The organism is Neisseria sp. P0021.S007, assembly GCF_051956855.1.
Genome location: NZ_JBQCXA010000035.1, coordinates 1 through 1,742, shown reverse-complemented (window position 1 = coordinate 1,742; position 1,742 = coordinate 1). Strand labels below are relative to the sequence as shown.

2 protein-coding genes are annotated in these 1,742 nt (G+C 46.2%); both read left to right on the top strand.

What is annotated here, in order from left to right; genetic code table 11:
• Positions 1-89 precede the first annotated feature (89 nt).
• Positions 90-572, top strand: a complete 483-nt coding sequence (locus ACTHUR_RS10845) for an FKBP-type peptidyl-prolyl cis-trans isomerase (protein WP_003683125.1) — start codon at positions 90-92, stop codon at positions 570-572.
• 217 nt (positions 573-789) lie between these two features.
• Positions 790-1,742 (top strand): 4-alpha-glucanotransferase (locus ACTHUR_RS10840; protein ID WP_440398576.1); only part of this gene is annotated, 953 nt, incomplete at its 3' end.

Below are 1,742 nucleotides of genomic sequence, written 5' to 3'. Positions count from 1 at the left end.
GTATTTGTTTAAGGTAAACCGATTGTTTAGTTACAGCTGTGATAGAATAGCCTGAACTTGACTTTTAAATATTGATTAAGGATGACATGATGTCTATTGTTAAAAATTCCGTAGTTTCCCTGCATTATGAAATGTACGATGCAAACAACCAGTTGTTGGACAAAACCGAAGAGCCGATTGCTTACCTGCATGGCGGTTATGACGGTATTTTCCCTTTAGTGGAAGAAGCGTTGCACGGCAAAAATGTAGGCGATACCGTTGAAGTGGCTTTGTCGCCTGATGATGCCTTCGGCGAGCAAGATCCTGAACTGGTACGCATTGAAGATGTAAGCGTATTTCCTGTTGAAGTTGAAGTCGGCATGATGTTTGAAGCCGATGATCCGGAAACCGGCGATGTATTGATTTATCGTGTAACCGATGTTGCCGACGGTAAAGCCGTAGTGGATGGCAACCATCCTTTGGCCGGTATGAAAGTATTGTTCAAGGCGACCGTTGAAGGTGTGCGCGATGCGACCGAGGAAGAAATTGCCCATGGTCACGTACATGGCCCGCACGGTCATCACCACCACTAATCAGGCTTGAAGCATGATAAAGGCCGTCTGAAAAGGAATGAAACCTTCCTTTTCAGACGGCCTTTAAGTTTTTACAAGACAGATAAATAGGAAATTTTGGCGCAGGTCAAATCAAACAGGGAAATATGGATTTTGTTAGAGACTACAATAAACTACATGTAACGGTGCAACAAGATCTGTATTAAGATTCAGATATTGGTAAAACAGGCAGAGTGCAATGAGTGAGACATTGGAGCAGCAGGCCGTAGAGGCCGGTATTGATTTAGGCTACCACGACATCAACGGTATATATCATGCGACCAAACCTGAAGTTTTGGAATCGATCGTTGCTGTTTTGGACAAAAGCAAACCGGATTCAGACGGCCTTTATCTGAATACGATGATCGTGCATGAAAACGGCGAAGAATCTTTACAGATGCCGTCTGAATTTCATGGTGCAGAAGCGGTTGTATTGATTGATGAGGCGGATGAGTGCCAGAACTTGACTTTATATCCGGGCGACAACGATACGCTTTGGATTAAGCTGCCCCAACTGGCTTGCGGTTATTACACCTTGTCGGCCGAGACCGGCGGCAAATGTCGCCTTGTGCGCCTGATTGTTGCGCCTGAATCGGTTTATCAGCCTAAACTGCTTGCCAATGGCGGTCGGATGAATGGTTTGACCATGCATTTGTACAGCCTACGTTCCGAGCGCAACTGGGGCATAGGCGATTTTACCGATTTGCTGAACCTGATGAAATATGCAGCAGAGAAAAAGCTGGACTTTGTCGGTATCAACCCTTTGCACGCCTTGTTTACCAGCAAGCCTGCCTTTGCCAGTCCGTATAGCCCTTCTTCGCGTGAATGGCTCAATCCGATTTATTTGGATATCGAGAAAGTCGGTGCGTTTACTTATAACGAGCAACTGAAAAACTGGTTGGCACAACCGAAAATCCGTCAGCGCATTGCCGCTTTGCGTGTTACGGAAACGGTGACTTATACGGCGGTTTGGGTATGCAAGCGTGATGCACTGCACATGGCGTTTAACGCGTTTGAACAAGATACTTGCGAAGCTGCGGTAAATGAACGTGCTGCATTTGAATCGTTTGTGGTGGAAAAAGGCAAAGCCTTACAGGGCTTCGGTTTGTTTGAGGTTTTGGACCAGTATTACAGCCGTCCTGGACAAGTGGG

Excerpts from the sequence above, each read along its gene's own strand:
- ACTHUR_RS10845 (WP_003683125.1), top strand. The coding sequence starts at position 90 with ATGTCTATTGTTAAAAATTCCGTAGTTTCCCTGCATTATGAAATGTAC.